Here is a 25,167-nt window from a genome sequence, read left to right as displayed (position 1 = left end):
CGCAGGGTTCCCCGGGGTTGAGGTGTGGTCGACCGCCCGGCCAGTGGGACGGCCGAGGCCGGGCGCGCCTCGATCGCGCACCCGGCCTCCACGGTACGGCACGGCGCCGGACCCCAGCACACCAGCCGTACCCGAACGCTCTAGCTGATCTTCACCGGGTTCACCAGGTCGGCGACCATCACCAGCAGGGTGAAGCCGACGAAGATGCTGGCCACGACGTACGCCACGGGCATCAGCTTGGCGACGTCGAACGGGCCGGGATCGGGCCGCTTGAACAGCTGAGCGAATCGGCGGCGGACCGATTCCCAGACCGCGCCCGCGATGTGGCCGCCGTCCAGCGGGAGCAGCGGCAGCATGTTGAACAGGAAGAGCGAGAGGTTGATGCCGGCCAGCAGGTTCACGAAGGTGGCGATCCGCTGGCTGGCCGGGAGGTCCAGGGAGAACACCTCGCCGCTGACCCGGGCGGCGCCGACCATGCCGATCGGGGAGTCGGCGTCGCGCGGGGCGCCGTCCACCACCGAGTGCCAGAGCCCGGGGATCTTGCCCGGCAGCGCGACGAGGGACGAGATGCCGCCCTTGGCCGCGTTGTACATCCAGTCCACGGACTGGCCGAAGCCCAGCTGGACGACGCCACTCGTCGGGGTGAATCCGAGGAACCCCGCCTTGACGGTCTCGCCCTTGACCGGGCGGCCGCTGCCGTCGTACTTCTGGACGTCGTTGACGGCGATGGTCGGGGTGAGGGTGAGCTGCTGCCCGCCGCGTTCGACCACCACCGGGACGGTGCGCCCGGCCGACTTGCGGATGTCCGCCTGGAGCTGGTCGTAGTCGCGGATCCGGTCGCCGTCGAAGGAGACCACCTTGTCGCCGGCCCGGAACTGGGCCTGGGCCGCCGGGGTGGCCGGGGCGTCCGCCGGGCAGGTGTCGGTGGGCTGGCCCGCCTTGACCACGCACTGGGCGACGGTGCCGATGGTGGGCACCGACTTGGGGACGCCGAAGCCCATCAGCACGGTCAGGAACAGCCCGAAGGCCAGGATCAGGTTCATGAACGGCCCGGCGAACATGACGATGACGCGCTTCCACGGCTTGCGGGTGTAGAACAGCCGGTGCTCGTCGCCCTCCTGGAGCTCCTCGTAGGAGGCCTCCCGGGCGTCCTCGATCATGGTGCGCCAGGGCGAACTGCTGCGTTTGGTGATCCGGCCGTCCTCACCCGGCGGAAACATCCCGATCATCCGGATGTAGCCGCCCAGCGGGATCGCCTTGAAGCCGTACTCGGTCTCGCCCTTCTTCCGCGACCAGACGGTCGGGCCGAAGCCGACCATGTACTGCGGCACCCGGATGCCGAACAGCTTGGCCGTCGAGAGGTGGCCGAGCTCGTGCCACGCGATCGAGACGAGCAACCCGACCGCGAAGACCAGGATGCCGACCACCGTCAAAACCATTGCCACCGCTGGCCCTCCGTCATGCCGCTCCGCTCGTCGTCTTGTCTTACCGCAGTCACGCCCGACCGGACACCCGGTACGGGCGCACCCGGCCGGAAACGGCCCACGCCGTCAACCCGCCGCCGTCAGCCCGCCGCCAGCTCGCGGGCCCGGGCGCGGGCCCAGTCCTCCGCGTGCAGGACGTCCTCGACCGTCAGGGAAGTTCCCGGCACGGGCGTGCCGTGCTCGGCGACGACCTTGGCAACAGTGTCCACGATTCCCGTGAAAGCGAGGCGCCCCTTCAGGAACGCCTCCACGCACTCCTCGTTGGCCGCGTTGAAGACCGCCGGCGCGGTACCGCCCAGAGCGCCCACCTCGCGGGCCAGCTCCACCGCCGGGAAGGCCTCGTCGTCCAGCGGGAAGAACTCCCAGGTCGCGGCCTTGGTCCAGTCGCAGCCGGGGGCCGCGTCCGGCACCCGCTCCGGCCAGCCCAGACCGAGCGCGATCGGCATCCGCATGTCCGGCGGGCTGGCCTGCGCCAGCGTCGAACCGTCGGTGAACTCCACCATCGAGTGCACCACCGACTGCGGATGGACCACGACCTCGATCCGGTCGAAGGGCACGTCGTACAGCAGGTGCGCCTCGATCACCTCCAGGCCCTTGTTCACCAGGGTCGCCGAGTTGATCGTGACCACCGGGCCCATCGCCCAGGTCGGGTGCGCCAGCGCGTCCTGCGGCGTCACCCCGGCCAGCTGCTCACGCGTCCGGTTGCGGAACGGACCGCCGCTGGCCGTCACCACCAACTTGCGGACCTCGGCCCTGGTGCCGCCCGCCAACGCCTGGAACAGCGCCGCGTGCTCGGAGTCCACCGGCACGATCTGACCCGGCCGCGCCACCGCCTTCACCAGCGGGCCGCCGACGATCAGCGACTCCTTGTTGGCCAGCACCAGCACCCGGCCCGCCCTCAGCGCGGCCAGTGTCGGCCGCAGCCCGATCGACCCGGTGATGCCGTTCAGCACCGAGTGGCACTCCATCGCGGCCAGCTCGGTCGCCGCGTCCGGCCCGGCCAGCACCGCCGGCAGCGGAGCGCCCGCCGCCTTCGCCGCCAGCGCCGCGCGCAGCGCCGGCTCGGCCGCCGGGTCCGCCACCGCCACCGTGTGCACGCCCAGCCGCAGCGCCTGCTCGGCGAGCAGCTCCACCCGGCCGCCGGCCGCCGACAGGGCGACCACCCGGAACCGGTCCGGGTTGCGGAGCACCACGTCGATGGCCTGGGTGCCGATCGACCCGGTCGAACCGAGGATCACCAGCTCCCGGGGGCCGGAAGGGTCCTGCACGATGGGCGTGAACCGCAGCTGCGGGTGGGCGAGCGAAGTCATGCGCCCATTGTGTCCTGCCCGGAGCCCTGCGCAGGACGGCTCCCGACAGGACGCCGGTGCTCGTCCCGGGCTACCGTCGGAGCCATGCGTACCGTCATCGCCGGGGGCCACGGACAGATCGCGCTGAAACTCGAACGGCTGCTCGCCGCGCGCGGCGACCGGCCCGCCGGAATCATCCGCCGCCCCGAACAGGCCCAGGACCTCGCCGGCGCCGGCGCCGAACCGCTGCTGCTCGACCTGGAGTCCGCCACCGCCCCGCAACTCGCCGAACTCCTCGTCGGCGCCGACGCGGTGGTCTTCGCCGCCGGCGCCGGGCCGGGCAGCGGGGCCAGCCGCAAGAACACCGTCGACCGCGACGCCGCCGTGCTGCTCGCCGACGCCGCCGAACTCGCGGGCGTCCGGCGCTACCTGATGGTCTCCTCGATGGGCGCCGACGCCCACGCCCACCACCCCGCCGACGAGGTCTTCGAGACCTACCTGCGGGCCAAGGGCGCCGCCGACGACGCCGTCCGGGCCCGGACCGCGCTGGACTGGACGGTGCTGCGCCCCGGCCGCCTCACCGACGGGCCCGGCACCGGCCTGGTCCGGCTCGCCCCCTCGGTCGCGCGCGGCGCCGTGGACCGGGCCGACGTCGCCGCCGTCCTCGCCGCACTGCTGCGCGAACCGGGCACGGCCGGGCGAACGCTGGAGCTGGTCGCCGGCGACACCGCGGTCGAGGAGGCCGTCGACGTCGCGGCCGGGCAGGACCGCTGAGCCGACCCGGCCCGGGAACGGGTGAAGGGCCCGGTCACCGGACCGGGCCCTTCACTCACGGTTCGCTCAGAGGTCGAGGCCGCTGAGGACCAGGACCTTCTCGACCGTGTAGTCGTCCATCGCGTACCGGACGCCCTCGCGGCCGACGCCGGAGTCCTTGACGCCGCCGTACGGCATCTGGTCGGCGCGGTAGGACGGCGCGTCGCCGATGATCACACCGCCGACCTCCAGCTCCCGGTGGGCGCGGAAGGCGGTCTGCAGGTCGTGCGTGAACACGCCCACCTGAAGGCCGAACGGCGAGTCGTTGACGGCCGCGAACGCCTCGTCGACGCCCTCGACCCGGTGCAGCGACAGGACCGGGCCGAACACCTCGGCCTTGGCCAGGATCGCGTCCTCCGGCAGCTCCGCCAGCACGGTCGGCGCGTAGGTCGCGCCCTCGCGGCCCCCGCCGGCGAGCACCTCGGCGCCCTTGGCGACCGCGTCGTCCACCCAGGACTCCACCCGCTTCGCGGCGTTCTCGTCCACCAGCGGGCCGACGTCCGTCGCGTCGTCGTTCGGGTCACCGGTGACCTGCGCCTTGACCTTGGCGACGACCTTCTCCACCAGCGCGTCGTACACCGACGCGTCGGCGATCACCCGCTGCACCGAGATGCAGGACTGGCCACCCTGGTAGTTGGCGAACATCGCGATCCGGGTGGCGGCCCAGTCCAGGTCGGCGTCCGAGGACCAGTCGGCGAGCACCACGGCCGCGGCGTTGCCGCCCAGTTCCAGGGTGCAGTGCTTGCGCGGCACCGAGTCCATGATCTGGTAGCCGACCCGGTCCGAACCGGTGAAGGAGATCACCGGCAGGCGCTTGTCCTGCACCAGCGCCGGCATCCGGTCGTTCGGCACCGTCAGGATGCTCCACGAACCGGCCGGCAGCTCGGTCTCGGCCAGGATCTCGCCCAGCACCAGCGCCGACAGCGGCGTCGACGGGGCCGGCTTCAGGATGATCGGGGCGCCGACCGCGATCGCCGGGGCGACCTTGTGGGCGACCAGGTTCAGCGGGAAGTTGAACGGGGCGATCCCCAGCACCACGCCACGCGGGAAGCGGCGCACCACCGCGAAACGGCCCACGCCGCCCGGGTCGGTGTCCAGCCGCATCGTCTCGCCGTTGGTCCGGCGGGCCTCCTCGGCGGCCCAGCGGAAGACCGACACCGCGCGGCCGACCTCACCACGGGCCCACTTGATCGGCTTGCCGTTCTCCGCGGTGATCAGCTGGGCGATCTCCTCGGTGCGCTCGGTCAGGCGCTTGGCCACGTGGTCCAGCGCGGCGGAGCGCACGTGCGCCGGGGTGGCGGCGAACACCGGCAGCGCGGCGACGGCGGCGTCCAGCGCCTCCTCGACCTGGGCCTCGGTCGGGATGCTCACCTTGCCGACCAGACGGCCGTCCCAGCTGTTGTGCACCTCGAAGTCGGCGTCGCCGCTCGCCCGGCGGCCGGCCAGCCAGAAATCGTACGTGGTGGTCACCGTGGTACCGGCCCTCTCCTCGTCGTCATCGGGCCCACGGGTGTGGGACCCGAACCCGAGGGTAGGTGGGGCGGCGCACCGACCGGATTGGCCGACTAGGAGCGTTCGCCCCCCACGCTGCTCCATCCCGTCCAGGGCCCTGCCGGATGTGGCCTTGGAGTGGCCCGGGTGCGGGCCGGGTGCGGGCTGGATGTGGCCGAGGTGTGGCCCGGGTGCGGGCTACTCCTCGCCGGAGCGCAGCGCCAGCCACAGCTCCATCCGCACGTCGGTGTCGTCCAGCGAACGCCCCAACAGCTCCTCGACCCGCCGCATCCGGTAGCGCAGCGTGTGCCGGTGCACCCCGAGATCGGCCGCCGCCGCGTCCCACTGCCCGTGCCTGGACAGCCACGCCCGCAGCGAGGCCACCAGATCGCCGCGGGCCGTCCGGTCGTGGTCACGCAACGGCCGCAGCAGCCCCTCGGCGAACGCCGTCACCGCGTCCTCACCGAGCAGCGGCAACAGCGACCCCGCGCCGACCTCCTCGTGGTCCACCGACCGCCGGCCACCGCGCAGCGCCACCGCCAGCGCCCGCTCGGCCTGCGCGTGCGCCGTCCCCGCCTCCTCCAGCGCGGCCGGCGCCGACACGCCCAGCGACAGGCCCTCGTGCTCCTCCACCACGCCCAGACAGGCCCGGTGCACCGCCCCGTTGTCCAGCGCCAGCACCATCAACCGCGGCCCGTGCGCACCGTCCTCCCGCGCCACCAGCAGCTTCTCGCCCACCCGGGCACCCGCCTGCTCGGCCCGGTCCCCCAACTCCCCCAGCGCCTCCGCGGCCTCCGCGTTCGGCCCGGCCCCGGCCACCAGAACCCGTATCGTCCCCTCCGGCAGGCCGCCGAACAGCCCCACCGCCACCTGGCGGGCCGTCGCCACCTCGCCCGCCAGCACCATCCGCAGCAGCGCCGCGCCCATCCGCTCCTCCGCCTGCCGCAGCTCGCGCGAGCGCTCCAGCGTCAGGGTCAGCAGCGCCACCGCCGCGTTCAGCACGTACCGCTCGGTCGGGGTGATCCGGTCCTCGGTGCCCACCGCCAGGAAGCCCCGGGCCCGCCGGTCCGCCCCCAGCGACTGGACCACCACGTAGTCCTCGTCCGCCGTGTCGATCCCCGGCGCCCGCCCCTGCAACGCGGCGCTCGACGGCGCCGGACGCCGGCGCAGCCGGTCCACCTCCGCCGCCAGCCGCCCCGCCCGGCGCGCCGCCCAGTCCGGCGCCACCACCGACAGCGCCCCCGACCCGTCGTACAGCGCCGCCCAGCCGCCCAGCCGGGCCGCCAGCCGGCGCACCACCGCCGTCGTGCCGTCCTTGCCCAGCGCGGCCCGGGTCAGCTCCTCCTGCGCCTCGAAGGAGGTCGTCACCGCCTCGTACTGCTCCGCGGCCAGCGCCGCCGACACCACCTTGCTGATCGCGATGAACGGCGTCGGCTCCGGCACCCGCAGCAGCGGCAGCCCCCGCTGCGCGGCCGCGTCCACCAGCGGCTGCGGCACCTCCGTGTGCGACAGCCCCACCCCCAGGCCCAGCCCCACCACCCCGGCATCGGCCAGCCGGTGCACGTACGCCTGCAACCGGGCTGCCGTACGGCCCAGCTTGATCCCGGTGGTGAGCAGCAGCTCGCCACCCTCCAGGAACGGCGTCGGGTCGTCCAGCTCGCTGGTGTGCACCCAGCGGACCGGCCGCTCCAGATGGTCCGCGCCGGCGAGGACCGTCAGATGGAGCGAACTGTTGCGGACAACGGAGGCGAGTGTGGGGGGCATGGCACCTTCGGGGGATCGACCTGACCGCGCCGTTGCGGCCGGGCGAGGAGAGGGCAATGGGACAAGTGAGGGTCTCTCCCCTTCATTATGGACGCTCCGGACAACCGGCACTGCCGAATCCACCGCGAAGGCGAGCTTCCGCCCGCGCCCCCCGTCAGCCCCGAAGATCCACCAGCAACGGCGGCACCTGCTCCCCCGACACCGCGGTCAACGACACCACCGCGTACCCCGCCGGCAGCGCGTGCGCCAGATCCGACGGCGACCAGCGCAGGCGCTCCACGTCCCGCGTCGTCACCGACTCCGTCTGCGCCGCCGTCCCCGACAACGCCCGCCGCCCCAACCGCCCGGCCCGCCGCACCACGCCACCCGAGGTGTCGGGGGTGTGGGTCACCGCGGTCTCCTGCACCAGGTGCGTCCCCCAGGCCTCCGAGAACAGCCGGCCGTCCCACGGCGCGATCCCCGGGAACGCCATCCGGCAGCCGACCGCACCGAACAGCGGCGCCCGCAGCGCCTCCGGCAGGTCCACCAGCGTGCGCAGCAGCAACACCGCGCCGGCGTTCACCCCCCGCATCCGCTGCACCCCGCGCACGGCGGTCGCGTCCAGCGCCGCCGAGGCGTCGTCCACCACCAGACCGGCGAACAGGGAACGGTCCGTACGGGCCCCCGCCGCCTGCACGAACTGACCCACCACCAGCCGGGACAGCATCCGCGCGGCCTCCGGATGACTGCGCTCCGGCAGCTTCACCCGCACCCGCAGCGGATGGTCCAGCACCCGCATCGCGAACGGGGGCCGCCCGGTGCCGTCCGTCGCGAAAGCACCCTCGAAGGCCGGCCGGTCCAACAGCGCCAGCCGGTCCGCCAGCAGCGCCCCGGGGTCGTCCGCCCGGCCGCGCTGACGCTCCCGGTGCTCCAGGTCCCGCTCGTACACGGCCAGCCGGCCCGCCACCCCGAGCGCCTTCACCAGAGCCGCCAGCACGTCCGGCTCACCGGCCAGCAGCGCCCGCAGCTCCCGCACCCCCGGATAGCGGCCGTACGCGGCGTGGAACGGGCCCACCACCTGCTGCAGCGCCGTCCGGGCGTTCTCCGCGCGCGCCGTCAACTCGTCCGGCAGCAACGCCTCCGCCAGCCGGGCAGCCGCCTCGTCCGGATCCTGCGCCGCACCGTAGAGGTCCAGCCCGTACACCGAGGCCGGATCACCGGGTGCGATCACCACGTCGTACCAGGCGTCCGGGCCGAGGTCGGCGTCCGCCGCCCCCACCACCACCACGCACGCGGTACCGGCCAGCGCCTGCAGGCACAGCGCCTCCGCCACCGGCCGCGCCAACCGCGCCGTCTTCCCCGTCCCCGCCGGGCCCACCGCCAGCAGCGACGTGCCCAGCACCGCCGGATCCAGCGCGAACCCGGCCGCCCGGTGGCTCAGCGGATTCTTCGGCACGTCCTGGGCGGTCCCGAGGCAGACCTGGCCCAGCAGCAGATCGTGCCGCTCACCCCGGTCCGCCAGCTCCCGCGACTCCGAAGGATGCGCGAAGGCCGCCCCGCCCCGCGCCGCCACCTGCTCGACGAAGGCCGGCACGAACGCTGGATCCGCCTGCGCCGACTCCCACGCCCGCTGGATCCGCACGTAGTCGACGTCCCCGACCGCCTCCCGCTCCAGCCGCCCCGCCGCCTCGGCCGCCCCGCCCTGCCGCAGCCCGTCCCACGGGTCCAGCCGCCGCACCACCGGCGCCGCCGCCACGTCCTCCTCGGCGGGCTGCTCCTGCGTCACCGCCCGCGACAGCAACGGCGCCGCGTACCGGCGCCACACCTCGGGCCAACGGCCCATCCGGCCGAAGAGCTTGATGACGAGAGCGGCGACCAGGAGGTTCACGGACACGCCGACGACGGTCACTTCGGTATCGGTGGGATTCTTCACCCAGACCGTCAGCACGATCAGGCGGAGCACCAACTGGGTCCCGTACAGGAACGCGAACCACCCCACCACCGCGTTGAGCCCCGCCCGCAGGAGCAGCGGCCAGGCCGCGACCTTGGCCGCCTCCGCCCGTTCCGGGTCGATCGGGCGGTAGCCCAGCCGGTAGACGCCGGGTTCGGCTTCCGGGCGCGGGGCCGTGGCCCAGGTGGGGAGGTCGAAGGCGGGGGGCCCGTCGGTGCGGGTGCCGGGCCGTTGACGGGGCATGGGGGCCGGGGGTCTGGTGGTGGTCCGATCGGTGTGGTGGTGTGCCCCGTCCTGTGCCATGTACGGCCCCGCTCCCTCTCCCGCCCGGCCCGATCACCGTCGGTGCCGCCATACCCATGCCGCCGTACCGGCGACACGCCCGCGCTCAATGTAGTGGAGTGAGGCCTGCGGGCAGTCGCACCACCCGCGCTGGCCGTGCCGGACAAGTCGGACGGCTCAGTGCTACCGAGTGGCGCATGCCCGGCCGGGGAGGGCGGCCGTAGCCTGCGAAGCACCGAGCCGAGAAGTCTGGAGAACCCCATGAGCGCCGCAACGCCGCTCCCGCAGGAGCGCCGCCTGGTCACCGCGATCCCCGGTCCGAAGTCGCAGGAGCTGCAGGCCCGCAAGCTGGGTGCGGTGGCGGCCGGCGTCGGCACCACCCTGCCGGTGTACGTGTCCCGTGCCAACGGCGGCGTACTGGAGGACGTGGACGGCAACTCGCTGATCGACTTCGGCTCCGGCATCGCCGTGACGAACGTCGGCAACAGCGCCGAGGCCGTGGTGGCGAAGGCGAGCGAGCAGCTGGCCGCCTTCACGCACACCTGTTTCATGGTGACCCCGTACGAGGGTTACGTGGCGGTCGCCGAGCAGCTGAACGAGCTGACCCCGGGCGACCACGACAAGCGCACCGCGCTGTTCAACTCGGGCGCCGAGGCGGTCGAGAACGCGGTGAAGGTGGCCCGCGCCTACACCAAGCGCACCGCCGTCGTGGTGTTCGACCACGGCTACCACGGCCGTACGAACCTGACCATGGGCCTGACGGCGAAGAACATGCCGTACAAGCAGGGCTTCGGCCCGTTCGCCCCGGAGATCTACCGGGTGCCGGTGGCCTACCCGTACCGCTGGCTGACGGGTGCGGAGAACTGCGCCGCCGAGGCCGCCGCGCAGGCGATCGAGGTCATCAACAAGCAGATCGGCGCCGAGAACGTCGCCGTGATCATCATCGAGCCGATCCAGGGCGAGGGCGGCTTCATCGAGCCGGCCAAGGGCTTCCTGCCGGCGATCGTGGAGTACGCGAAGGCGAACGGCATCGTGTTCGTCGCGGACGAGATCCAGACCGGCTTCTGCCGTACCGGCCAGTGGTTCGCCTGTGAGGACGAGGACATCGTCCCGGACCTGATCACCACCGCGAAGGGCATCGCCGGCGGTCTGCCGCTGGCGGCGGTGACCGGTCGCGCCGAGATCATGGACGCCGCGCACGCGGGCGGCCTGGGCGGCACCTACGGCGGCAACCCGGTGGCCTGTGCGGCCGCGCTGGGCGCCATCGAGACGATGAAGGAGCAGGACCTCAACGGCAAGGCGCAGCGGATCGGCGAGATCATGCTGGGCCGCCTGCAGGCGATGAAGGAGAAGTTCGCCCACTCCGACCGGGTCCGCATCGGCGAGGTCCGCGGCCGCGGCGCGATGATCGCCGTCGAGCTGGTGAAGCCGGGCGGCAAGGAGCCGGACGCGGCGGCCACCGCGGCCATCGCGAAGGCCTGCCACGCCGAGGGCCTGGTGGTGCTGACCGCCGGCACCTACGGCAACGTGCTGCGCTTCCTGCCGCCGCTGGTCATCCCGGAGCACCTCCTGGCCGAGGGCCTGGACATCCTGGAGGGCGCGTTCGCCGCCGTCTGAGCGGTGTCGCCCGTCAGGTCGTGAACCCCTCCGGAGGGATGTCCGGACAGCGCTGAACGGCCCGTGGGGACCTCTGGTCCGCACGGGCCGTTCGGTTGTCGCCGGCCGGTCGGACGGGCCCGTCGGCCGGTCGGGCCCGGTCGCCGGGGCGGCCGGAGGGCCGCCCGGGGCGGGGTGAAGATGGTGTGGGGAATCGCTGAAGGCGCTCGGCGCGGAAAGGCTGTTGACGTAGTGTCATCGCAGATGGACAGCGAGCCTCAGCCATTGGCGGAGCCGCCTGCGGGACCGCCCTCGGCGGCGGGTCCGCACGCGCGCCGCGAGGACAACCAGGCCACCCCGGAAGGGGTGGCGCCTACCGAAGACCGATCGACCGACCGTCCGACCCACACCCCCCGGGGCGCACGGAACGGCGATCATCAGAGCCGCCCCGGAGCTCTCCCCCCTGCTCCGGGGCGGCTGTCCGGCGTTCCGGGCCGGGTGGCCCGCTCGGTGGCCGTGCCGCCGGTGCTGGCGGTCGTCCTGCTGCTGGTGTCGTGGCAGGTGGCGGTGGACGGCCCGCTGCTCGGATGGGACCGCGCGGTCCGTGGAGCCGTCCGGACCGCCCACCGGGACCACCCCAGCGCACTGCTGGACCAGCTGGGCCAGGTCCTGTCCGACCTGGGCGACAGCGTGCCCGCGATCCCGGTGCTGCTGGCGGCCGGCGTGCTGGCCGCGTGGCGGTGGCGCCGGGCGGAGGCGGCGGGGTGCTGGTGGCTGCCGCTGCCGGTGGCGGTGCTGACGGCGGGACTGATCCCGCTGCTGGTGGTGCCGGCCAAGGCGGCGTTCGCCCGGCCGGGACCGCTCGGTGATCCACTGACGCCGGAGCAGTGGGGCTGGTACCCGTCCGGGCACACCGCCACCGCGTCGCTCTCGTACGGGGTGGCGGCGCTGCTGCTGGCCCGGGTGGCGGGGCCGTGGGCGGCGCGCCTGCTGGCGGCGGGTGCGGTGTTGCTGGCGGTGGGCGTCGGGGCGGGGCTGGTGTGGAGCGACTTCCACTGGCTCCTGGACGTGGTGGCCAGCTGGTGCCTGGCCGCCCTGGTGCTGTGGGGGCTGGCCCGGTGGCTGCCCCGGCCGGGCGGCGGGGGTGGCGGTCAGGCCTCGGGGTCGTCGTTGCGGTGAACGAGGCCGGCCTCGCCGTTGTCGCGGCGCCATTCGATGACGAGTTCGTCGCGGGCGCCGAAGCGGACGAGGTGGCGGCCGACGACGTCCTCCAGGCCGGGCAGGTTCTCCCGCTCGCCCTCGACGGTGAGCAGCAGCGCGTCGGTCCGGGCTTCCAGGGTGGCGGTGCCGGCGCCGAAGACCAGGGTGCCGCGGCCGGTCTCCTCGGAGAAGGTGGCCTCGACCTTGCGTCCCATGTGGGCGGCGAGCTGCTTGGCGTAGCGGGCGGGGCGGTCGGTGGTGACGCGGGCTTCGGAGCGGGGCACGGGCCCTCCAGGATCCGGGGAGAGAACTTAGGGTCCCCTCAGTTGAGGCTACGCTAACCCAGATACTGAGCCAAGCTCAACATCTTTCTCCGGGCGTCGTCCGCTGTCGGCCGCCGGCCCCGGACCGGCCGATACCCTTGGGCGGACGCCTGCCGAGGAGACCGCCGATGACCACCACGCCGACCGACCCGGCGGACCCCTCCCCCGGCCCTGCCGAGGCGGCCGCCTCCAACACCGCCGCCCCGGACACCGCAGCCCCGGACACCGCCACCTCGGACACCGCAGCCCCGGACACCGCCGCCGAGTTGGCCGACACGATGACCAGGGCGATCAAGCGGATCCGCCGGCAGACCGGGTGGCGGTTGGAGCCGTACGGCATCACCCCCGGCCAGGCCCGGGCGCTGAACACCCTGGCCCACGCGCCCGGCTGCGAGTTGCCGGACCACGCGATGCGGCTGAGCGACCTCGCCGAGCGGCTGCACATCGCCCCGCGCTCGGCCACCACGGTGGTCGACGCGCTGGAGGAAGCCGGCCTGGTCGAGCGCAGGCCCGACCCGGCCGACCGGCGGGCGGTCCGGATCCTGCTGACCGAGGCGGGCCGCGCAGCGGTGGAACGGATCGGGCAGGTCCGGCACGAGGTCGCCCAGGAGTACTTCGGCGAGGTCAGTCCCGACGAGCAGGAGGTGCTGCTGCGGGTGCTGCGCGCCGCCGAGGCCCGCTTCCTCGCGGCCGGTCCACCACCGCGGACGGCGCCCCCGGGCGCAACCCGGTGATCCCGATCCCGGCGATCACCGGCAGCGCAGCGCCGGCGCCAGCCGCCGCCGGGCTGACCCGCTCCCCGAGCAGCAGCCAGGCCGAGGACATCCCGGACACCGGCACCAGCAGCGAGTAAGGCGCGACGGGGGCAGGGCAGCGAGCACGCTCGGGTTCACGCCCTCGGTGGTCTCGCAGCAGATCGCCAAGCTGGAGCGGGAGACCCGGACGGTGCCGTTGGAGCGGCAGGGCCGGGGCGTGGCGCCGACCGACGCGGCGCAGGAGCTGCTGGCGGCGACCACGCAGGCGTGCGGTACCAGGTCGGCGAGTTCGAGACCCGGATCGCGCTGGTCGCGGCCGGGCTGGGGATCGGCCTGGTGCCCCGGCTCGGCCGGGGCCCGTTGCCGCCCGGGGTGGTCGCCCGGCCGGTAGTGCCGGAGCCGACCGGCCGGGTGTACGCGCTCTGGCGCGCCCAGTCCTCGCGGCGGTCGGTGATCACCGAGGCGCTGGCGGTGACGCGGGAACGGTGGGCGACGCTGGACGGCCCGGCGCGCTAGGTCCTGCTCCAGCGGACCGGCCCTAGCTGGCGAGGCCGATCACCAACCACATGAACCCCACCCCGGCGACGGTGCAGAGCAGGGTGCTGCGGGAGGGGTGCGGGCTGTGCGCCTCCGGGAGGATGTCGGAGGTGGCCAGGTAGAGCAGGAAGCCGGAGAAGAAGCCGAGGTAGAGGCCGAGCAGGTGTCCGGGGATGGTGAAGGCCAGGGTGATCGCGGCGCCGGACACCGGGGCCAGCGCGTCCGCCGCGAGCAGGGCCACCGCCCGGCGCCGGTTGTTCCCGTAGAGCCGGGTGATCGTGTACGTGTTGAAGCCGTCGGCGAAGTCGTGGGCGACGACGGCGATGGCGACGACCGTTCCGACCGTGGTGCCTGCCTGGAAGGCGGCGCCGATCGCGAAGCCGTCCATCACGCTGTGCCCGACCAGGGCCAGCGCGGCGGTCAGGCCGACGCCCTGGCGCCCGGCGTGGTGGGTGTGCGCGTGCTGGTGGCCGTGGGTGTGCTCGGCGTACTCGCCCTCGTGGCCGCGGTGGATGGCGACCGCGCGTTCGACCACGTGGATGGTGAGGAAGCCGACCGCGAACATCAGCAGCGCCTGCGGCACGCCGTGCACCTCGTCCGGTGCCTGGCGCAGGGCCTCGGGCAGCAGGTCGAAGGCGACCACGCCGAGCATGAGGCCGGCGGCGAAGCCGAGTACGAGGTGGCGGCGGTCGCCGGTGCGCTGGGCGACGAATCCGCCGATCAGGGTCATCAGGAACGCCCCTGCGGCGACCAGGACGGCGGTCACCGGGCCGCCCCCGGGTGGGTCGATCCGTCCTGCGGGCGCCGACGGGTCCCGCCGTGTGGTCTGCCGGGCGCTCTGCCCATTCCTCTCCCCCTGGGATCCGCCCGTGGCCGGGCCGACCGCCGACCGTATCGGACGACCGTTCGATGGTGATCGCCCGGGGTGCCGCTGCTCGGCCGGCGCCCGGTTCCCAGCCTCGGGTCGGGGTCGGGGGCGCGCCCGCCGGGCGGTCCGTCGGGGTGAGCTGCGGAGATAGGGATGGGCCCGGAGGTGGGAATGGGACCGGGGGTGGGGTCAGCGGCTGGCGGCGAGGGGCAGTCCGAGGTGGGTGCGGGCGAGTTCGCGGACACCGTCGCCGTCGACCAGGTGGATGTGCCGGTGGCCCTCCTCCCCGGTGAGGTCGAGGGCCTCGTCGGCGAAGCGGCCGGTGGTCAGCCGCAGGCCACGCTCGGCGGACTCCTCCTGGACGGCCTCGGCCAGGGTGGCGATCTCCGCCGCGCTGACCGGCGCGGCGCCCCGGGAGGCCCAGACCACCCAGCGACCGGGCAGCGCGCTGCCCGGGGCCCCCTCGCCGGTGGCGACCAGTCCGGCCGGGCCGCGCAGCCGCACGCTCCACTCGGCGAGTCCACCACGGGTGAGCAGGTCGCGCACCAGCTGGGCGAACTCGTTCGCGGACAGGTCGGGGGCGGCCGGTACGGCGGCCCCCGCCTGGGCGGCGGGCTGCACGCCCACGCGGCCGTACGGGTCCGGGGTGACGGCGGCGCCGAGCTGGCGCAGCCGGACGAGCGCCTCGTCCTGTTCGGCGTCGGCGTAGACGCCTTCGTCGTCGCGTTCCTCGTACGGGGTGGCGGGCGGGAGCAGCCGGGTGCGGGCCAGCGCGTCGCGGTCGGCGTCCACGCTGACCAGGCAGAGCGGTTCGGCGGTGCCGGGCTCGCGCAGCCAGCCGTTGAGCACGACGCCCGCGAGTATCTCGTCGGTGTCGACGGCGTCGGCCGCCTGGAGGGCGCGCAGGGCGAGCCGGGCGACCAGGCGCAGGTAGTCGGTGGCCCGGTCGGCGGGCGGGCGCGGGACCGGGACGATGTCGCCGTCCGGGGCGAGCCGGTAGCCGGTGAGCGAGGGCACCAGGCCGAGCGGCGGCAGGTCGAGGTCCAGCACGGCGGTGCGGGTGAGCGGGCGGAAGACCGCCCGGCAGGGGGCGGGCAGGTCCTGGGTCGCGGTCTCGGCGGCGGCGAGTGCCCGCTCCAGCAGTGATTCCACGGCGGCCGGCTCGGACAGCCGGTAGGCCCGCCGGCACTCCTCCAGGCTCTCGTTGTACTCGCGCACGGCGCGGGCCCGGGCCTCCTCGGCCGCCTCGTGGACGCGCCGGGACTCGTCGACGGCCGGGCTGTCGGCCTCGGCCCGGCGGGTGCGCCACTCGCGCAGGGCGCGCTGGTGCGTCAACCGGGCCTGGGCGAGTTCGCGCTGGTAGCCGGAGTCGAGCAGGCGGCGGGCCGGGGTGCCGTCGGGGTCGGCGGCGGCCGGCCCTGCGGGCGCGAAGTCCGCCCAGCGGGGCTCGGCCTCGCTGCCGGTCTCCGGCCCGTCGGCCGAGTAGGGGCGGGGCTCGTAGTGGCGCAGCTGACTCTCGAAGTCCATGGCCGAGACGGGCAGTGCGGCCCGCCGGAGCAGATCGGCCAGCCGGTCGCGCTCGGCCTGGACGGTCAGCGTGCGGTGGTGGGTCAGGGCGGCGGCCCGGGCGTGGGCGGCGACGGACTCCTCGGGGCCGGCCGGGCCTTCGCCGGACGCACCTCCACCGGACGCGCCGTCACCGGAGGCGCCGTCACCGGGCGTCCCGGGGGCGGCCGGGCCGGGGGCGGAGCCGTCCGGGTCCGGGCCCTGGTCGGCGTTGAACTCTCTGAAGACCGAGGCGAGGAAGCCCGGCCGGGGGAACTGGACGGTGGCGGTGCCGTCGGGCTGGCCGTCTGCTGAGTGCTGCATCGGTCGTCGTTCCCCCATGCTCGTCCGGCGCCTGCCCGGGGCGGCCGGCGACCCTGCGGCCCGCCCCTGCCGGACATTGTCCACCGAACGGGCGGCAGTGGTCAGCCCAGCCTCTCAGTTGGTCCGGGTGTTGGTCAGGTGCAGGCCGATGTAGCCGACATAGATCCGGCCACTGCCGGAGCAGTCGTCGAGGTAGTGCAGCCGGGGCGCGGTACGGCCGCCGCCGATCCGCAGGTGTGCGCCCATGAAGGCGCGCCGGGAGGCGTCCACGCTTTCCGGGACGGGCAGCATCCGTTCGCGCTTCCACTTGGTGTGGCTGAACACCGTCCGGGACTCCCCGCGCACCGCCTTGCGGGGCGGGAAGTGGTGGCAGCCCTCCGGGGTGCGCTCGCACCACTGCTTGAAGTCGCCACCGGCCGCGCCGCGGACCGCCGCCTCGGCGTACTCCTGAAGAGCGGTCAGCCCGTCCCAGGCGAGCCGGGCCCAGCCGGCGCCGGAGCACCGGAGCCCGTCCAGGGCGAGCGCGTTCTTCTGGTCGCCGGTGAAGGTCAGCAGCGCGAACTCGTCGATTCTGGCCATGAGTTCGGTGAAGGTCTCCGGTTTGCCAGGCCGGGCGGACGGCTTGGTGGCGAAGCGCCCGGCGGCGCTCTGGAGGGTGCAGTGGCGCCCGGTGAGGGCGCGGGAGCCGGCCCGCACGCGGCCGTCCCGGCCGTCGTGACGCTCGTGGAGCTCCGGACGGTCGCGGCCCTCATGACCCTCGCGGCCATCCTGGTTGTCCCGGTTGTCCCGGCTCACGCGGTTGTCCCGGCGCTCATGGCGCAGGGTGCGCCGGACCCGTTCCAGCTCGTCGGCCCTGGCCTGCTGCTCGGCACGGTCCTGCTGCTCCTCCCGGACGAGCGCGGCCAGCTCGGCGCGGACGGCGGCCGGGTCCTCGACCGGGCTGACGGCCGCGCGGGGCGGCGCCGGGGCGACCCGCAGCACCGGGACGGCAGCCAGCGGGGGCGGCAGTGGCAGGTCGGCGGCGAGCCGTCGCGGCTCGCGGGCGAGCAGCCCGGCGGCGCGGCGGAGGTCCTGCTCTATTCGCCCCCGGGCGAGCACCGGGTGCCGGGCGGCGTCGTACCGGGAGGCGGGGTCGACCTCGGGCAGGTAGGTGCGCACCGCCCCGCCGTAGACGCTGTGGTACTCCAGCGCGACGTTGAACCCGGTCCGGGCACCCGGGTCCAGGACGTAGGCGGTGGCGAGGCCGGGCAGCTGGTGGCAGAGCGGGCGGATGACGTCCTCGACCCAGCGGTCGAGCGGGAGGTTCACCGGGACGCTGGCGACCACGACGGGCAGCCGGCGCTCCGGGTCGCAGAGTTCGTCGATCAGGCCGTCGACCTCGCCGGCAGTGATCACCCGGGGGGCCGGGTGGACGGCGGCCGGGCCGTCGGTGGCGTCGAGCAGCGGCAGGAGGGTGCGGGCGAGTTCGGGCACCGGCACCCGGCAAGGGGTCCGCACGCCGTTGCCGGTGCTGTGCGTCTCGGCCTCCAGCCGGACCCAGGTGGGGCCGTCGGCCCCGGTGGCCACGGTCAGGGTGAGCTGCTGGGTGCCGTGCGGGGTCGGGGTGCGCAGGCGTCGGCGGTCGTAGCGGCCGGCGGCCGGGCCACCGCGCAGCGGGCCCTGGTCGCGGTCGAGCAGGACGCGGTCGCCCAGGCGCAGGCGCTCGGCGGCGGGGGTCGATCCGGGCGGCTTCGGTCCGGACCGCGCGGGTTCGGGCGGCTTCGGTCCGGGCGGCTTCGGTCCGGACCGCGCGGGTTCGGGCGGCTTCGGTCCGGGCGGCTTCGGTCCGGGCGGCTTCGGTCCGGTTGGGGCCGTCCCCGTCGGGGTCTGTCCGGTCGGGGGCGGTCCGGCGAAGGTGCGGGGGGCCGGCGGGGGCTCCTCACAGCCTTCCTGTTTCAGCCAGGCGGCGAGCTGCTCGTCGGCCAGGGCGACGGCCTCGCGGTGCGGGAGGGTGGTGGTGACGGTCATCCGGTAGGGCGTCGCGGGGCCGGTCAGGTCGGAGCCGGCGGGCGACGAAAAGCGGTCTGAGGTCATGCGCATACCTCCGTGGTGCGGGGTGGGGTCCGGTGTCCTCCATCGATGGGTTATTCGTCCGGTTCGGCCGGATCCTTGCCCAGGAAACGCCACGGCCCGGAGCGGAAGTTCCAACTCCGGGCCACGTCAATACGTTCGGGTGAATCTACTCAAGCCACGCACCGCGTGGCGTGGCTGCTGGGCACGACACGCCCTCGCCGCCGGGACGGCGGGCGGCGGCGCCGGAGCGGCCCGGGTCAGGCCTCGGCGGGCCCGGCGCCGCTGCGGCTCCACGCGGGCTCCGCGACCGGCACCGCCAACGGGCAGTCGGCCGGGGCCGCGTAGCTCGCGATCAGCACCACCGGCTCGTCCCCGAGGTTGCGCCCCACGTGGACGTGGACCGGTCCGGCCTCCTCGACGAGTGAGTCCCCGGCCCGGCTGACCTCGACCCGGCCGTCGTGCAGGGTCCGGGTCAGCGTCCCGGACAGCACCACCACGTCCACCCGGCCCGGGTGGTAGTGCCAGCCGGTGCTGGCGCCCGGCGGCAGGGTGACGGTCTGGACGACGGGCATCTCGGGGCGGCTTCCTGCTCGACGACCGGACCAGGCTAGGCAGGCCCCGTGAGGCTCCGAAACGGATCGGCCTCGATCTGACCGAATACGTGGCCGAAAGCGCCGCCGCCCGCCTGCTCCGGCGTCAGACCGGCACCTCGACGTACGTCCGGCCGGCCGGAACCGCAACGGCGGTACCGCCGGTCGCCTCGGCCAGCCAGGTGTGGAAGGCCGGCACCTCCGGCTGCGGTACGCCCACCTCGATCCGCACCCCGGCCGGCTCGTACGCCAGGTCGCTCACCGTGTACCCGGCCGCCCGCAGGTCGTTCTCCACCCGCCCGGCGCGCACGTGGTCGGCCGTCACCGCGAGCAGTGCCACCGGCCGCCGCTCCAGCAGTCCGATCTCGTCCACCGCCTCGGACACCGCGTTCCCGTACGCCCGCACCAGGCCGCCCGCGCCGAGCTTGATGCCGCCGAAGTACCTGGTCACCACGGCGGCCGTGTCGGTCAGACCGCGCCGGCGCAGCACCTCCAGCATCGGCACCCCGGCGGTGCCGCCGGGCTCGCCGTCGTCGCTGGAACGCTCGCGGCGCTGCTCGTCACCGACCACGAAGGCGGTGCAGTTGTGCCGCGCGTCCCAGTACTGCTTGCGGATGCCGGCGATGAACGCCTGTGCCTCCTCCTCGTCGGCGACCCGGGCGAGGTGGCAGATGAACCGGGACTTCTTGATCTCGGTCTCGTGGCTGCCGGCCCGCCGGATGGTGAGGTACGGCCTGGCGGTCGGTTCCGGCGTGGCGGACATGGCGCGGTGGTTCTCCCGGGAACGGCGACGGCTGGCGGCGCGCACCCCGGGTGTCCGGGGCGGCACCGCCAGCCTAGGCCCTGGTCGGACGGACGCGGGGTCAGCGCCCGGCCAGGGCGTCCAGCCGGGCGCGGTCCAGGCCGGTCAGCGCGGTGACCTCGGCCGGGTCGACGGCGCCGCAGTCCAGGCCGCGCAGCAGGTAGCCGCTGAGCGCCCGGGCGGTGGCCGGCTCGTCCATCACGTCGCCGCCCGCCTTGGCGACGTACGCGGCCAGCCGGGCGGCGGCGGCCGCCAGGCCCTCGCGGTAGAAGGAGTACACCGCGACGTAACGGGTCGGCAGGTGCGCCGGGTGCATGTCCCAGCCCTGGTAGTAGGCGCGGGCCAGCGAGCGGCGGACCAGGTCGTGGTGGAGCTTCCAGGCGGCGTGCACCTGGTCGGTGGAGCCGGTCGGGATGACGTTGGTCGAGCCGTCGGAGAGCCGGACGCCGGTGCCGGCCGCGGCCACCTGCATGACCGCCTTCGCGTGGTCGGCGACCGGGTGGTCCATGCTCTGGTGGGCCGCACTGACGCCGCAGGAGGCGCTGTAGTCGAAGGTGCCGTAGTGCAGCCCGGTGGCGCGGCCCTCGGCGGCCTCGATCATCCGGGCCACGGTGGCCCGGCCGTCCGGGCCGAGGATGGCCTGGGTGGTCTCGATCTGGATCTCGAAGCCGATCCGGCCCGCGGGCAGTCCGGCGCGGCGCTCGAAGTCCTCCAGCAGCCGGACCAGCGCGGTGACCTGTTCGGCGTAGGTCACCTTGGGCAGGGTGAGGACCAGGCCGTCCGGCAGGCCGCCGCCGCCGCTGGCCAGCAGGGTGGCCAGGAACAGCTCCAGGGTGCGGATGCCGCGGTCGCGGACGGCCGCCTCCATGCACTTGATCCGGATGCCGAGGTACGGCGGCGCGGCGCCCTCGGCCACGGCGGCGGCGACCAGTTCGGCGGCACGGACGGCCGCGGCGTCCTCCTCGGCGTCCGGGCGGGGGCCGTAGCCGTCCTCGAAGTCGATCCGCAGGTCCTCGACCGGCTCGCGCTCCAGCTTGGCGCGGACCCGGGCGTGCACGTCGGCGAGCAGTTCGTCGTCGGCCACGCCGAGGGCGCGGGCCAGCTCGGCGGGGGTGCCGGCGTGGGTGTCGAAGGCCTCCAGGGCCTGGCGGCCCCACTCCCGTACGGTGTCGGCGGCGAAGGCGTCGGCCGGGACGTAGACGGTGTGCACCGGCTGCCTGGTCCCGGTGTCGCCGGGGTAGCGGCGCGCCAGGTCGGCGTCGACCGGGGCGAGCAGCGCCTCCACGGCGGCGCGGGCGGCGGCGGAGAAGGAGGCCCCGCCCGTCGGTCCGTTACCGTCGACCTCGACCTGCGACATCCGCACTCCTCCATGCCGAACCAGCGCTTCAACAGTTTGTTGAGGCGAAGGTAGCTCCGGCCGGATCGGGCGTCAATGGCCGACCGAGCGGTGGACGGAGGAGCGTTCGGCGGAGGCGGCCCGGTCAGTCCCTCCCGGCGGCGGCGTAGCGGTCGCGCAGCTGCGGGTAGAGCTCGGCGACGTCCTTGGGGTGGACCGAGCCGTCCGGGCGGTTGCCGGTGACGCCGTACTGCTTGGTCAGCCACTCGGCGAGGCGCTGCGGGTCGGGCTGGTGCTCGTGGTTGTCCATGTAGCTGACCAGGGCGTCGTAGGCCAGGTCCGGGTCCAGCCGGGACGGAGCCGGGCGGTGCGCGGACTCCTCGCCGTGGGCGGATCGCTCGGCCGGAACGGACTGCTCGACCTGCACGACGGGCTGCCCAGCCGGAACGGGCTGCCCGGGCTGGCGGGGCTGCGGCTCGGCGGCGGGCCCCGTCTCCTGAGCGGCCTGGGCCTGGGGCTGCTGCGGGAGGGCCGGCTCCTCGGCGACCGGACGAGGGGGCTTGAACCACGGCGAGGCCTGGCCGGGCACCCGCCCGCCGGGGGCGGCGTCGGACGGGTGGCCCGTGGTGCGCACCGGGCGCTCGGTCCACACGTTCAGCTCCTCGCGGTGCGGCTGCGGGGCCACCTCCGCCACGCCGTCCGGCTCCTGTGCGGCCCGCAGCCGGACGGCCGCCAGCTTCGCCAGCATCGGCGCGGCCACCTCGGCGGACATCGGCGCGACGGCGGCCGGGGCCGCGGCCGGGACCGCGGCCGGTTCGGGCTGGGGCTGCTGGAGGTGCTGCGGCTGCCGGGCCGGCTCCGGGCGGGCCGCAGCGGGGACGGCGGCGACGGGGGCCACGGGGGCCACGGGGGCCACGGGGGCCACGGAAGCGGCGGCCTCGACCGGGGCGATGGCCGTGGCGGCGCGGCCGTCCTGCCGCTGGAGCTCCAGGGCCTCCTTCTCCGCCAGCGCCTCCCGGGCCTCGCGCTCGCGCGCCTCCTCGTCCAGGCGGTCGAACAGCGTCGGGTCCAGCGGCACCCCGTACTTGGCCAGCTTGAGCGGCAGCAGGGCCTGGATCGGCGCCGAGCGGCGCCAGCCGCGGCCGTACCGGAAGCGCAGCTGCGCCCGGTAGACCAGGCGGTTCTGCTCCAGCCGGACGACCTCGTCGTAGGAGCGCAGCTCCCAGAGCTTCATCCGGCGCCAGAGCTTGAACGTCGGCACCGGGGAGAGCAGCCAGCGCATCACCCGGACCGAGTCCATGTGCCGGTCGGCCGTGATCGCCGCGATCCGGCCGACCGCGTGCCGGGAGGCCTCGACCACGACCACGAAGAGCACCGGGATGACGGCGTGCATCCCCATGCCGAGCGGATCGCCCCAGGAGGCGGCCGCGTTGAAGGCGATGGTGGCGACGGTCAGCACCCAAGCGGTCTGCCGCAGCATCGGGAAGGGGATCCGCAGCCAGGTCAGTACCAGGTCGAGCGAGAGGAGCACGACGATGCCGGCGTCGACGCCGATCGGGAAGGCGTAGGAGAAGGCCCCGAAGCCCTTCTCCTGCGCCAGTTCGCGCACCGCGTTGTACGAGCCCGCGAAGCCGATGCCCGAGATGATGCAGGCGCCGGCCGCGACCAGGCCGAGCAGGCCCCGATGGGCCTTGGTGAGCGTTGGGCGTGCCATTACGTCTATCAACCCCTGGATGTCGGCTGCTGCCGTACGCTGCCTCGGCTGCCGGTTCCCGCTTGTCGGGGCGCCGGACGGCTGAGCGACCTCCGGGCTCGGCCCACCGGAGTTTACTCGTACACCTGTTTCAGCGTTTCCGCAGCCTGGTGTGTCACCGTCCGGGGCTGACGACCCGCCCGCCGTGGACTGGGCGGATCGTCAGCCCTTCGGCCCTGCCGTGCCGTTGAGGTAGGTCAGCACCGCGAGCACCCGGCGGTTGGCGTCCTCGGCGGGGGCCAGTTCGAGCTTGGTGAAGATGTTGGCGATGTGCTTGGCCACCGCGCCGTCGCTGACCGCCAGGCGGGCGGCGATCGCCGAGTTGGAGCAGCCCTCGGCCATCAGCTCCAGCACCTCGCGCTCGCGCGGGGACAGCCGCAGCAACGGGCCGGGCCGGCGAGAGGTGGTCTGCATCAGCTTCGCGATCACGTCCGGGTCCATCGCCGTCCCGCCGGCCGCCACCCGGCGGACCGCGTCGATGAACTGGTCGGCGTTGAACACCCGGTCCTTCAGCAGGTAGCCGATCCCGCCGGTGCCGTCGGCCAGCAACTCCCGCGCGTACAGCTGCTGGACGTGCTGCGACAGCACCAGCACCGGCAAGCCCTGGATCTCCTTGCGGGCCTTCAGCGCCGCCTGCAGCCCCTCGTCGGTGAGCGTCGGGGGCAACCGGACGTCGACCACGGCCACGTCCGGCCGGTGGGTCAGCAACGCCTCCAGCAGTTCGGGGCCCGTCTCCACGGCCGCGGCGATGGTGAAACCGTGCGCTTCCAGCAGCCGGATCAGGCCTTCGCGAAGGAGGTAGAGGTCCTCGGCGAGGACAACTCGCACGGCAGCTCCAAGGTGATGGTGGTCGGACCGCCCGACGTGCTGTCGATGGCGAGGACACCGTCGAAGGTACCCAATCGCCGCTCGATCCCGCGCAGGCCGGTGCCCCGGGACGGATCCGCCACGCCCACCCCGTCGTCCGTCACCGTGATCCGCAGTAGCCCGGCCCGGTACAGGATGTCCACCCACACCTGCTCCGCCCCCGAGTGCTTGGCCGCGTTGGCCAGCAGTTCGCAGATGCTGAAGTAGGCCGCCGCCTCCACCGGCGCCGGCGGACGGTCCGGCAGGCTCACGCACACGTCGGTCGGCAGGGCGCTGTCCAGCGCCAGGGCACGCACGGCGTCGCCCAGTCCACGCTCGGCGAGCACCGGCGGGTGAATGCCGCGGACCAGGTCCCGCAGCTCCTGGAGCGCCCGGGCCGAGGACTGCCGCGCCTCGGAGAGCAGTTCCCGGGCGGCCGCCTGGTCGGTGTCCATCAGGTGCTCGATCGTGCCCAGCGTCATCCCTATCGCGACCAGCCGCGCCTGCGCACCGTCGTGCAGGTCCCGCTCGATCCGCCGCAGCTCCGCCGCTTGGTCGCCGACCGCGTCCGCCCTGGTCTCGGTCAGCTCGGCCACCCGCCTGGTCAGCTGGGCGTGCGTCGCCCGGCCGTCCTGGTCCAGCACCCGACGGGCCATCTCGGCGTACCCGCGCACCGCGTACGGCGCCACGAACACCACGACCGCGACCATGCCGAGCCCGAGCACGGCGCTCAGCAGGACCGACACCACGCGCGAGGGCAGCGGCCCGATCCCGTCCACGGGCAGCGGCCCCGTCACGGTGTAGGCCGCGCCCAACAGCATCAGCACGGCCAGCGGGCCCGCCAGCGCCATCACCAGGACGGGACTGACGACCAGCCAGGCCACCTCCGACCGGGTGGTCCGGTCCCGGGCGCCCCAGTGCAGCAGCTGCGCGTACTTCGCGACCGTCCGGGAGCGGTGGTACGAGTAACCCGTCCACCAGTGTCCGCGCTCGTCCAACTCCAGCGCGGGCCGCGGCTGGTACACGGCCGGCAGGCGGATGCCGTACCAGCGCTCCAGCTGCTGGCGCGTCCGATGCGCCGTACGGCGCACGAACGGGGCCGCCACGAGGACACCGGCGACGGCCGCCACCGCGAGGCCGAACAGGACCCCCGGGTAATAGGTGTCCTGGAAGACCGCGGCCGTGGCCCCGCCCGCAGCCAGCGCCGCCCCCACCGGCACCGCCAGACCCGGCACCGCACCCACCGCCAGGAGAGCCAGCCGCGCCAGCCCCTGGCCGCCCGCCGCGAGGGCCGCCTCGGTCTGCGCGCGCACCGTCGCGCCGCTCGTTCGACTCGCTGTTGCCACGGAAACTCCTGATGCCGGTCTCGATCGTCCTCCACAAGTGTTCACGAACGACCCGCTCCAGGCACTGGCCATGCCACCCCAATTGCGAGGTGGTCCTAGCACCACCTGCGGGTGGACATAACCCGGGCGGATTGTTGAGATTGTCTGGAAATGCAAAGAACCCCCATCCGGTTTCCCGGATGGGGGTTCTTTGTGAATGATTGTTCGGCGGCGTCCTACTCTCCCACAGGGTCCCCCCTGC

General features: G+C 74.4%; 20 protein-coding genes and 1 pseudogene. 6 read left to right on the top strand and 15 right to left on the bottom strand.

The genetic code is table 11. From position 1 onward, the window contains the following. Positions 1-140 precede the first annotated feature (140 nt). Both ACIPLC_RS33070 and dxr read right to left on the bottom strand, forming a co-directional pair. Positions 141-1,445, bottom strand: a complete 1,305-nt coding sequence (locus tag ACIPLC_RS33070; protein ID WP_400476724.1) for a M50 family metallopeptidase — start codon at positions 1,443-1,445, stop codon at positions 141-143. Positions 1,446-1,564: 119 nt separating this feature from the next. Beyond that, positions 1,565-2,794: a 1-deoxy-D-xylulose-5-phosphate reductoisomerase gene (gene dxr / locus ACIPLC_RS33065; protein ID WP_400476723.1), complete on the bottom strand. Its 1,230-nt coding sequence runs from the start codon at positions 2,792-2,794 to the stop codon at positions 1,565-1,567. Positions 2,795-2,878: 84 nt separating this feature from the next. Here dxr and ACIPLC_RS33060 point away from each other — a divergent pair, with 84 nt between their 5' ends. Continuing rightward, entirely contained in the window at positions 2,879-3,547 is a 669-nt protein-coding gene (locus ACIPLC_RS33060) for an NAD(P)H-binding protein (protein WP_400476722.1), read from the top strand. 66 nt (positions 3,548-3,613) lie between these two features. Here ACIPLC_RS33060 and ACIPLC_RS33055 read toward each other — a convergent pair whose 3' ends face one another. The 3 genes from ACIPLC_RS33055 to ACIPLC_RS33045 all read right to left on the bottom strand — a co-directional run bounded on the left by ACIPLC_RS33055 (position 3,614) and on the right by ACIPLC_RS33045 (position 9,014). Continuing rightward, positions 3,614-5,056 carry an aldehyde dehydrogenase family protein gene (locus tag ACIPLC_RS33055; protein ID WP_400476721.1) on the bottom strand — a complete coding sequence of 481 codons (1,443 nt, stop codon included), beginning with the start codon at positions 5,054-5,056 and terminating at the stop codon, positions 3,614-3,616. A 219-nt stretch (positions 5,057-5,275) separates the two neighbouring features. Continuing rightward, entirely contained in the window at positions 5,276-6,841 is a 1,566-nt protein-coding gene (locus tag ACIPLC_RS33050) for a PucR family transcriptional regulator (protein ID WP_400476720.1), read from the bottom strand. A 154-nt stretch (positions 6,842-6,995) separates the two neighbouring features. Then, entirely contained in the window at positions 6,996-9,014 is a 2,019-nt protein-coding gene (locus tag ACIPLC_RS33045) for an ATP-binding protein (RefSeq protein ID WP_400476719.1), read from the bottom strand. Positions 9,015-9,314: 300 nt separating this feature from the next. Between ACIPLC_RS33045 and gabT the strand changes: the two genes are divergently transcribed. Together gabT and ACIPLC_RS33035 are read left to right on the top strand one after the other, a co-directional pair. Next, positions 9,315-10,670: a 4-aminobutyrate--2-oxoglutarate transaminase gene (gene gabT / locus ACIPLC_RS33040; RefSeq protein ID WP_400476718.1), complete on the top strand. Its 1,356-nt coding sequence runs from the start codon at positions 9,315-9,317 to the stop codon at positions 10,668-10,670. A gap of 489 nt (positions 10,671-11,159) precedes the next feature. After that, the gene (locus tag ACIPLC_RS33035) at positions 11,160-11,828 is read left to right on the top strand and encodes a phosphatase PAP2 family protein (protein WP_400476717.1); all 669 of its coding nucleotides are present in this window, start codon (positions 11,160-11,162) and stop codon (positions 11,826-11,828) included. Here the strand turns inward: ACIPLC_RS33035 and ACIPLC_RS33030 are convergent. Further along, on the bottom strand, positions 11,801-12,133 hold the full coding sequence (locus ACIPLC_RS33030) for a DUF2218 domain-containing protein (protein ID WP_400476716.1): 333 nt from the start codon (positions 12,131-12,133) through the stop codon (positions 11,801-11,803). The genes ACIPLC_RS33035 and ACIPLC_RS33030 overlap by 28 nt on opposite strands. 167 nt (positions 12,134-12,300) lie before the next feature. Here ACIPLC_RS33030 and ACIPLC_RS33025 point away from each other — a divergent pair, with 167 nt between their 5' ends. From ACIPLC_RS33025 to ACIPLC_RS33015, 3 genes and pseudogenes are all read left to right on the top strand, one after another. Further along, complete coding sequence (locus tag ACIPLC_RS33025; protein WP_400476715.1) at positions 12,301-12,906, top strand: MarR family winged helix-turn-helix transcriptional regulator; 606 nt, start codon at positions 12,301-12,303, stop codon at positions 12,904-12,906. Then, positions 12,903-13,025, top strand: coding sequence for a hypothetical protein (locus tag ACIPLC_RS33020; RefSeq protein ID WP_400476714.1), 123 nt, complete (start codon positions 12,903-12,905; stop codon positions 13,023-13,025). Before ACIPLC_RS33025 ends, ACIPLC_RS33020 begins: the two co-directional genes overlap by 4 nt. Then, a pseudogene (locus ACIPLC_RS33015) lies at positions 13,010-13,443 on the top strand (LysR family transcriptional regulator); the annotation flags it as partial. The gene ACIPLC_RS33020 and the pseudogene ACIPLC_RS33015, both read left to right, overlap by 16 nt. A gap of 22 nt (positions 13,444-13,465) precedes the next feature. On the opposite strand, the gene ACIPLC_RS33010 reads toward ACIPLC_RS33015, so the two are convergent. The 9 genes from ACIPLC_RS33010 to ACIPLC_RS32970 form a co-directional block, all read right to left on the bottom strand. Further along, positions 13,466-14,194, bottom strand: coding sequence for a ZIP family metal transporter (locus tag ACIPLC_RS33010; RefSeq protein ID WP_400476742.1), 729 nt, complete (start codon positions 14,192-14,194; stop codon positions 13,466-13,468). 327 nt (positions 14,195-14,521) lie between these two features. Continuing rightward, positions 14,522-16,201, bottom strand: a complete 1,680-nt coding sequence (locus ACIPLC_RS33005; RefSeq protein ID WP_400476713.1) for a restriction endonuclease — start codon at positions 16,199-16,201, stop codon at positions 14,522-14,524. A gap of 114 nt (positions 16,202-16,315) precedes the next feature. Next, entirely contained in the window at positions 16,316-18,274 is a 1,959-nt protein-coding gene (locus ACIPLC_RS33000) for a hypothetical protein (protein ID WP_400476712.1), read from the bottom strand. A 236-nt stretch (positions 18,275-18,510) separates the two neighbouring features. After that, a complete protein-coding gene (locus ACIPLC_RS32995) occupies positions 18,511-18,825 on the bottom strand; it encodes a cupin domain-containing protein (RefSeq protein ID WP_400476711.1) in 315 nt (104 codons plus the stop codon). 124 nt (positions 18,826-18,949) lie between these two features. Beyond that, positions 18,950-19,606: a YigZ family protein gene (locus ACIPLC_RS32990; protein ID WP_400476710.1), complete on the bottom strand. Its 657-nt coding sequence runs from the start codon at positions 19,604-19,606 to the stop codon at positions 18,950-18,952. A gap of 100 nt (positions 19,607-19,706) precedes the next feature. Next, positions 19,707-21,002: a DUF6986 family protein gene (locus ACIPLC_RS32985; RefSeq protein WP_400476709.1), complete on the bottom strand. Its 1,296-nt coding sequence runs from the start codon at positions 21,000-21,002 to the stop codon at positions 19,707-19,709. 124 nt (positions 21,003-21,126) lie between these two features. Next, a complete protein-coding gene (locus tag ACIPLC_RS32980; protein WP_400476708.1) occupies positions 21,127-22,695 on the bottom strand; it encodes a DUF2637 domain-containing protein in 1,569 nt (522 codons plus the stop codon). 201 nt (positions 22,696-22,896) lie between these two features. After that, a complete protein-coding gene (locus ACIPLC_RS32975; protein WP_371516994.1) occupies positions 22,897-23,562 on the bottom strand; it encodes a LuxR C-terminal-related transcriptional regulator in 666 nt (221 codons plus the stop codon). Further along, the gene (locus tag ACIPLC_RS32970; RefSeq protein WP_400476707.1) at positions 23,514-24,926 is read right to left on the bottom strand and encodes a sensor histidine kinase; all 1,413 of its coding nucleotides are present in this window, start codon (positions 24,924-24,926) and stop codon (positions 23,514-23,516) included. Before ACIPLC_RS32970 ends, ACIPLC_RS32975 begins: the two co-directional genes overlap by 49 nt. Positions 24,927-25,167: the final 241 nt, after the last annotated feature.

Origin of the sequence: Kitasatospora sp. NPDC086801, from assembly GCF_044745805.1 — a bacterium.
Taxonomy (GTDB): Bacteria; Actinomycetota; Actinomycetes; order Streptomycetales; family Streptomycetaceae; genus Kitasatospora.
The sequence above is the reverse complement of the archived record's forward strand: the minus strand, read 5'-3'. Positions and strand labels throughout refer to the sequence as shown.

Bases quoted from the DNA above. Each gene is read 5' to 3' on its own strand.
- dxr (WP_400476723.1), bottom strand. From the start codon at position 2,794: ATGACTTCGCTCGCCCACCCGCAGCTGCGGTTCACGCCCATCGTGCAG.
- ACIPLC_RS33060 (WP_400476722.1), top strand. From the start codon at position 2,879: ATGCGTACCGTCATCGCCGGGGGCCACGGACAGATCGCGCTGAAACTC.
- ACIPLC_RS33050 (WP_400476720.1), bottom strand. From the start codon at position 6,841: ATGCCCCCCACACTCGCCTCCGTTGTCCGCAACAGTTCGCTCCATCTG.
- ACIPLC_RS33045 (WP_400476719.1), bottom strand. From the start codon at position 9,014: ATGCCCCGTCAACGGCCCGGCACCCGCACCGACGGGCCCCCCGCCTTC.
- gabT (WP_400476718.1), top strand. From the start codon at position 9,315: ATGAGCGCCGCAACGCCGCTCCCGCAGGAGCGCCGCCTGGTCACCGCG.
- ACIPLC_RS33025 (WP_400476715.1), top strand. From the start codon at position 12,301: ATGACCACCACGCCGACCGACCCGGCGGACCCCTCCCCCGGCCCTGCC.
- ACIPLC_RS33010 (WP_400476742.1), bottom strand. From the start codon at position 14,194: ATGACCCTGATCGGCGGATTCGTCGCCCAGCGCACCGGCGACCGCCGC.
- ACIPLC_RS33005 (WP_400476713.1), bottom strand. From the start codon at position 16,201: ATGCAGCACTCAGCAGACGGCCAGCCCGACGGCACCGCCACCGTCCAG.
- ACIPLC_RS33000 (WP_400476712.1), bottom strand. From the start codon at position 18,274: ATGACCTCAGACCGCTTTTCGTCGCCCGCCGGCTCCGACCTGACCGGC.
- ACIPLC_RS32995 (WP_400476711.1), bottom strand. From the start codon at position 18,825: ATGCCCGTCGTCCAGACCGTCACCCTGCCGCCGGGCGCCAGCACCGGC.
- ACIPLC_RS32990 (WP_400476710.1), bottom strand. From the start codon at position 19,606: ATGTCCGCCACGCCGGAACCGACCGCCAGGCCGTACCTCACCATCCGG.
- ACIPLC_RS32985 (WP_400476709.1), bottom strand. From the start codon at position 21,002: ATGTCGCAGGTCGAGGTCGACGGTAACGGACCGACGGGCGGGGCCTCC.
- ACIPLC_RS32980 (WP_400476708.1), bottom strand. From the start codon at position 22,695: ATGGCACGCCCAACGCTCACCAAGGCCCATCGGGGCCTGCTCGGCCTG.